General features: G+C 47.6%; 9 protein-coding genes and 1 tRNA gene. 3 read left to right on the top strand and 7 right to left on the bottom strand.

Annotation, left to right across the window (positions count from 1 at the left end):
• Window positions 1–6 precede the first annotated feature (6 nt).
• The 3 genes from FW758_RS06580 to FW758_RS06570 all read left to right on the top strand — a co-directional run bounded on the left by FW758_RS06580 (window position 7) and on the right by FW758_RS06570 (window position 1,548).
• Window positions 7–83, top strand: a tRNA-Asp gene (locus tag FW758_RS06580).
• Between the two features lie 344 nt (window positions 84–427).
• Window positions 428–940, top strand: coding sequence for a DUF1993 domain-containing protein (locus FW758_RS06575; protein ID WP_011845500.1), 513 nt, complete (start codon window positions 428–430; stop codon window positions 938–940).
• A 410-nt stretch (window positions 941–1,350) separates the two neighbouring features.
• Complete coding sequence (locus FW758_RS06570; RefSeq protein ID WP_006079715.1) at window positions 1,351–1,548, top strand: hypothetical protein; 198 nt, start codon at window positions 1,351–1,353, stop codon at window positions 1,546–1,548.
• Between the two features lie 105 nt (window positions 1,549–1,653).
• Here FW758_RS06570 and FW758_RS06565 read toward each other — a convergent pair whose 3' ends face one another.
• The 7 genes from FW758_RS06565 to FW758_RS06535 all read right to left on the bottom strand — a co-directional run bounded on the left by FW758_RS06565 (window position 1,654) and on the right by FW758_RS06535 (window position 6,219).
• Complete coding sequence (locus tag FW758_RS06565; RefSeq protein WP_259512715.1) at window positions 1,654–2,121, bottom strand: GNAT family N-acetyltransferase; 468 nt, start codon at window positions 2,119–2,121, stop codon at window positions 1,654–1,656.
• 129 nt (window positions 2,122–2,250) lie between these two features.
• Entirely contained in the window at window positions 2,251–3,567 is a 1,317-nt protein-coding gene (locus FW758_RS06560) for a sensor histidine kinase (RefSeq protein ID WP_446444963.1), read from the bottom strand.
• A gap of 5 nt (window positions 3,568–3,572) precedes the next feature.
• Window positions 3,573–4,232 carry a winged helix-turn-helix domain-containing protein gene (locus tag FW758_RS06555; protein ID WP_432313008.1) on the bottom strand — a complete coding sequence of 220 codons (660 nt, stop codon included), beginning with the start codon at window positions 4,230–4,232 and terminating at the stop codon, window positions 3,573–3,575.
• Window positions 4,232–4,531, bottom strand: a complete 300-nt coding sequence (locus FW758_RS06550; RefSeq protein ID WP_446444962.1) for a PepSY domain-containing protein — start codon at window positions 4,529–4,531, stop codon at window positions 4,232–4,234. The genes FW758_RS06555 and FW758_RS06550 overlap by 1 nt, the downstream gene beginning before the upstream one ends.
• Complete coding sequence (locus tag FW758_RS06545; protein ID WP_446444961.1) at window positions 4,485–5,048, bottom strand: diheme cytochrome c; 564 nt, start codon at window positions 5,046–5,048, stop codon at window positions 4,485–4,487. Before FW758_RS06545 ends, FW758_RS06550 begins: the two co-directional genes overlap by 47 nt.
• A gap of 90 nt (window positions 5,049–5,138) precedes the next feature.
• Complete coding sequence (locus FW758_RS06540) at window positions 5,139–5,579, bottom strand: DUF1924 domain-containing protein (protein WP_446444960.1); 441 nt, start codon at window positions 5,577–5,579, stop codon at window positions 5,139–5,141.
• A 52-nt stretch (window positions 5,580–5,631) separates the two neighbouring features.
• Entirely contained in the window at window positions 5,632–6,219 is a 588-nt protein-coding gene (locus tag FW758_RS06535; protein ID WP_446444959.1) for a cytochrome b/b6 domain-containing protein, read from the bottom strand.
• Window positions 6,220–6,324 lie beyond the last annotated feature (105 nt).

Below are 6,324 nucleotides of genomic sequence, written 5' to 3'. Positions count from 1 at the left end.
ACTAAAGGAGCGGTAGTTCAGTTGGTTAGAATACCGGCCTGTCACGCCGGGGGTCGCGGGTTCGAGTCCCGTCCGCTCCGCCAACATAAAGATGAAAGCCTCTACAGCAATGTAGAGGCTTTTTTCGTTGTGGAGAAATTAACATTATTGGTGATATCTCAAGCTGTTATTCGTTCAATTGTCCAAATTTTGTCCCGTCTATTACTGTTTTTCTGATTGAATACTAACCTCTTTTCGCTTAATAAATGCTCCGCCTCACAAGGCTCCACCTGTTTCTTGTCATTTTTAGCTGCTTAATAGGACTTATTTTGATGTGTTTATTGTTAAGTAAATACTTAAATTCCAAGAATGATTGAAATTGAATTATTTGCCCCAAGATAGTCATAAGTGCTGCAGTTTTGTAGCGTCCATCACTGAGGTCAATGCCATGCTTTATGATTTAACGGTTGTACAATTTAGCAAGATGCTGAAAAATTTAAGCGTTATTCTTGAAAAGGGCGAATGCTTCGCAAACCTCAAGAAAGTCGATATGGCGGTGCTATTAAACTCACGTTTAGCGCCGGATCAATTTAACCTTATTCGCCAAGTTCAGATTGCCTGCGATACTGCCAAAATTGGCGTGGCACGTTTGACCGATAACTTAGATACAGTGCCAAAGCACGATGATAGCGAAACGACTTTAGCTGATTTGCAAGCGCGTATTAGCTCAGTATTAGATTACTTAGCGACGTTCAAAGCGGATGATTTTGCTAATGCGGCCACGATCCATGTCTCACAACCGCGTTGGGAAGGAAAATATCTTACGGGTTATGAGTTTGCTATTGAGCATGCGATTCCGAACATTTACTTCCATGTAACAACAGCCTACGCGATTTTGCGCCACAACGGTGTTGAAATTGGCAAGAAAGATTACCTTGGCGCTATGCCATATAAGTCGTAAATCTAGGCTAGATGTAGTACTGTTGCGCAGCCTAATTGTTGCGCAGCAGCGCTTTGCCGCTTGAGCTTACCAACCTTTCTGCATTATCACCTGTTCTTTCTCTACCTATGTTATGCCGCTTTGTCGCTGGAAATTTAGGGCTCGTTAGGGTTCTGTTACGCCGATGAAGTCAATCAATACTCAGTTTTCATTTCGACCTTACGTCTCGATTATTTTTATCCTGTTAGCATGTGATTTAATTTTGTTGGCTTAGGTAAATAATATGAGCCGTAAGTTTATGAGTCGCCAAATTATCTATTACTTAAATAGTGAATGGCGAATTGACTCATTATAAAGATGACCTGTTTGTTCGTTTTGAGCAGGGATTTACTGGAAGAGCCTATTTAAGGTTCTAATTAAAGGAGTTAGCTATGTCTATCGAATCTCAAGCCGTCGAGAGTCCAACGGATGCAACGACAACTAAGAGCAAGAAAGCAAAAAAAGCCGCCATTACTAGTGGTTTGCGCCTCAAAGACAAGTTGACCCAAGACACTCGCCGCCGAATTGAAATTCTGCACGAGCAACGCCAACTATCCAATCGTTTCGGCGTGGATATAGAAATTGACTAAAGCCTTTGGCTTGTCGCTAAGTATTGGATATCACATCTAGATATTTAGCCAGCATGTACAGCTTCACGACGCCCGTCGTGGGGCTTGCTCACTCTCCTTAAACATTCACTTCTTAAATTCATATTCCATTATCGTGACCATCTCGCCCATATAATCTTCCCGTGAAATCTTTGACCAACCAAGCGTTTGATAAAATTCTGCTTTGTCTGCGGTAAACAAATAGATTTTTTGTAATCCGAGTGCTTTGGCATAATCAACGACGGCATTGACTAATAATTTCCCCAAGCCTTTATTTCGATAGTGTGGATTAACATACACATTGGCCAGCCAAGGGCTGAGGTCGGTTCGGGTATCCATATCTGCTGCGGTTAATGAGGAGGAGCCCATGACTTGGTTAGCGTCTTCACAGATAAACATCTTAGGAATGGCGGCGTCGGTGAGGTACTCGCTCATCTGCTCAATGAGTGTGGTGACTGTGGCGTCCGCGGAACTTAAATGTGCCCATTCTTGATGATGCCATTGTGCCAGCTGTGGAATGTGCTGCGGGGCCGATTTTAGGTCGATAACTTTCATATAAATCTCTGACGTGTGTTATGCAAAGGGCTTAATGGTGCGACATAGTGGCACGAATACTTAAGTCCGTTCGCTGGTCTGAATGATGTGGTGGCGTTTGATTGAGCATGGTTTGGCTGAGTATACCGCTTAACTTGGGATCGGCAGAAATACGCTGGCTTCGAGTCCACCTTGTTTCGCGTGGCTAAAGCTAAGTTCGCCCTGATAACTGTCGACGATATCTTTGCAGATAGATAATCCTAAGCCATGGCCTTGGATGCTTTCATCTAGTCGAATGCCGCGCTCGATGATAATCGACAATGCGGCATCGGAGACGCCTTCGCCATCATCGCTGACTATGATCCCATAACCTGCGGTGGCAGCCGTTTGATGCACTATACGGATCTCAATGTTTTTGCGGCTATGTTTGCAGGCGTTATCCAGTAAATTGCCTAAGAGTTCGAGTAAGTCATCGCGGTCAAATGGCATCACTAAGCCACTCGCGTAATGGCTATGAATAATGCGGTCTGGGTAGATACGCTGCATCACTTGAATCAGCGGCGCGAGGTCGTCATCGAGCACGGTATAACGCCCCGGAGTGGACAGGCCGACAATCTTAGTGCGCTTAAGCTCTCTCTCAATGATGTGGTGCAGGTTTGCGAGCACCTTGCTGCCCTCACTCCTCTGTTCCGGTGGAAGGCTTTCTAGGTAGGACTGCAGCCCTTGTAGCGGACGTTTCATTTCGTGGGCTAAGTTACCCAAGGCATTACGAGAGCGTTGTACTCTTTGGCCCAATTGATTGACTAAACGATCTATCTCCTCAATCAGCGGGATGATTTCGCTCGGCATTTGGTCTGGACTGATTTCTTGCCCTTGGGTGCGCATCTGCCGTATGGCTTCTGGCATCTGCTCTAAGGGTTTAAAGCCGCGTTTCAGTAGCTGATACTGCGCTAGTAATAGAATAACAATCGTGAGCAACACGGCCGCGCTAGCAAAGGCTAAAAACTGTACTTGAGTTTGTTCGAGCTCGCTGATGTCTTCTGTCACCCACAGGGTAACTAATTGATCATCTTTGATTACGGCCTGACTGAACATCAGCCAATGTTCTTTGCCGACAAACTCAGTGGCTTGGTGGTGCTCACCCGCGGCCAGCTTTAGCATGTTCACGTTATGGTCGAATAGGGAGCGTGAGCGCAGGGTTTGCTCGCCGATTTGAATCGCAAAATAATGCCCAGAATTAACCCTGTGGTACACATTGGGCAAGCGGTCGGTGGTGAGCGCCCAGGTGCCATCGGGATTGTTATTCAGGGCGGAGATCAGGCTGTCGGCATCGTGTTGCAATCGCGAGGCAACAAAATCTTGGGTCAATATTTGGATACCTTGGTACAGAAAATACAGTAACAGCACCATGGCAAAGGTGAGCGTGATCAGCAGATTGCGCGTCAGATAACCCTTGAGTGAATACACGCCTTTTACTCCTTGAGTCGATAACCTTGGCCGCGACGGGTTTCGATATAATCCTTGCCTAAGCGCTGACGCAGGCGGTTGACGTACACTTCGATGACATTGCTGTCTTTGATTTGATCTTCTTCGTAAATGCGTTCACTGAGCTCTGACTTAGAGACGATTTTGCTGGGATTGACCATTAAATAATGCAGTAGGCGATATTCAATCTTAGTCAGCTCTATCACTTCACCTTCGACATTGGTGACGGCTTGTTTGTCGACATCGAGGGAAACGCCCGCATGTTGCAACACATTGTCGGCGCGGCCAAAGTGGCGGCGGATCAACACTTCGAGCCTTGCGAGTAGTTCTTCGATGTGAAAAGGCTTGCCGAGGTAATCATCGGCACCCGCCTTGAGGCCATCGACCCGCTCGTGCCACGCATCGCGGGCGGTGAGGATCAGCACAGGCATGGCTAAGCCTTTTTGTCGCCATTGGCCGAGGACGTGTAAACCGGGTTTGCCTGGTAAACCGAGATCGAGGATCACGGCTTCGAAGTTTTCTTCTTCGCCTAAAAAGGCACCGTCGATACCATTATCGGCGTGCTCGACGGTATAGCCAGCCTTGTTAAGGGCGGGAATGAGGCGCGCGACCAGATCGGTATCATCTTCAATCAATAGCAAACGCATCAGTCGACCTTTTCCTTTAGCCACTCGCCGGTTTTGGCGTCAATCTTGATTTCATACACTATGCCATCGTCACGAAGGATTTCGAGCTCGTAGATGATCCTTCCATGTTTTTGCTCGACTTCGAGATCGAGCAACCGTCCCTTTAGCCGTGATTCATAGCGTTGCATTATGGTGTCGAAGGGCAAAACCTTGCCCTCCTTAACCCACTCTACCACCTTGTTTGAAAGATCATCGTCGTGGGCATTGCAGCTGCTAATCATCCCAACGGCCAAAGCCAGGAATATTAACGGTATCTTCATCGAATATGCCCTTCTCTGCGAGGTTGTGACAATTGCTGCATTGACTGAATGAGCCGACTTTGGGGTTATCTTGCACCATACGTCTTGGGATCTCATCGTGTTTGCGAATAAAAAATGCCTGTTCTGTGATCTTCTGCGGCCCAGCGCCTGCAAGTAGTGGCGTGCTGTTTTTCATCACCTTACCATTTTGCGCCGCATGTTGAACCAGATATTCCTCAATTCTAGCAGTGACTTGAGGGGCTAGGCTGGCGTTGTCACCAAAGTGATTCTCAAGATTTGCGGTAATGGCGCGCCACTTGTCGGCGGGGAGTAAGTTCGCGGGGTAAGCCATGTGGCAGCTGCCACATTCTGCCGTATATTCCGCATTTTGTGGAATGGCGCGGCTAAGCCCGCGGCCATCGTCCGCATAGCCTGTGCCGGTTAAGGTTAGGCTGACACCGATAACGCCAATGGCTAATGCCGCAGCTGTGAGTGATGAACCTAAGAACCAACTAATAGGGTGTGCTTGTTTAGTCATGACATCTTCCTTTTTGTGCCGTTACCTTCTGTGGAAGGTATTGAAATTAATTGATCTAATTGAATGAGTTATAAGGTCTAAATTTGGCGGTTATTGCAGGCTTAACCAGAGTAAGGCATCGCCTTTTTCCTGCAGAGTGCAGTCGCGTTTAAAGGTCCAGTTACAGTTACGGGTAAACCATTTCTCGATTTTGGCTGAGTCGGTTAACCGATCTGCGGTAATCGACGGCGCCATAGGGTCAATGGGTTTACGGGTGTTTTGGTGCATCCCCATGTCGGTGACTTTAGCGGTATGGCAACTGGCGCAGCTACGACCGTCCATGTCCTGTAGCCAAAGCTTTTGTCCTGCGGCGGCGGTAAAGGGTCCAGCGCCTTGGGCTTGATAGCTTTGCAGTTGCGTGCCGATGCGCTCAGCGCTCATTGGCAGGCTTTGCACTTTACTGTTGGCGGCGCTAACGCTAGTCAGCAGCAAGGTGGAAATCGCGACGATAGCAAGGTGACTTTTATTCGTGTGTCTGGTGAATCTGTTCATAGGGCATTCCTTTTGGCTGGATGTCTTGTTGCTAAGCAAAATGGCTAATGGATTAATCTTCTTGTTTCACAGGGCGTTGTTTCTTGCCCGTGACCATGGCTCTGACTAAGTTTTCTTTGTGTAGCAGGCTGCTGACGATGACGCCGCCAACATGGATGACCACAAGGAACACTGTGAAGTTGGCAAAGAATTCATGGACTTCTTTTATGGCGCCTTCGGGCCAAGTGGCGAAAAAGCTTGTGGCTAATGGGCCGTGTCCGTCGGTGGCGTACAGTGCCATGCCTGAGAATCCCGTGATGGCGATGCTGGCAATCAAGGCCACTATCATCATTGCTCCAGCGGGGTTATGGCCTATGTAGTCTTTGGCTTTGCCTGTGATGAGCCCTTTGAGGTACACCAGCACTTCTTTAGGGCGAGTGATAAAGTTGCTAAAGCGCGCATTGTGGGTACCAATCACGCCCCACAGTAGACGAAACACCAGTAAAATTAAGATGCTGTAACCTGCGTAACTGTGGATGGTCATCCACTCGTCTTCGCCTTCAGTAAGGTAGGCTAAGGTGAAAAAGCCGACGAGAGACCAATGGAATATGCGGATCAACAGGTCCCAGACTTTGATGGTTTGCAGTGTGTTTGATGACATGGTGTGACGCTCCTAAGTGGGTTTAGGTGTAGGCTACTTAACCCAAACTTAAACCTCGCTTAAATTTTGAGGTGCGAACATTCAGTGAGTTAGTGGGGTTAAGTG

The sequence above is a fragment of the Shewanella sp. 1180_01 genome, assembly GCF_052850535.1.
Note: the sequence above shows the minus strand (reverse complement) of the source record. Positions and strands in the feature narration are given on the sequence as shown.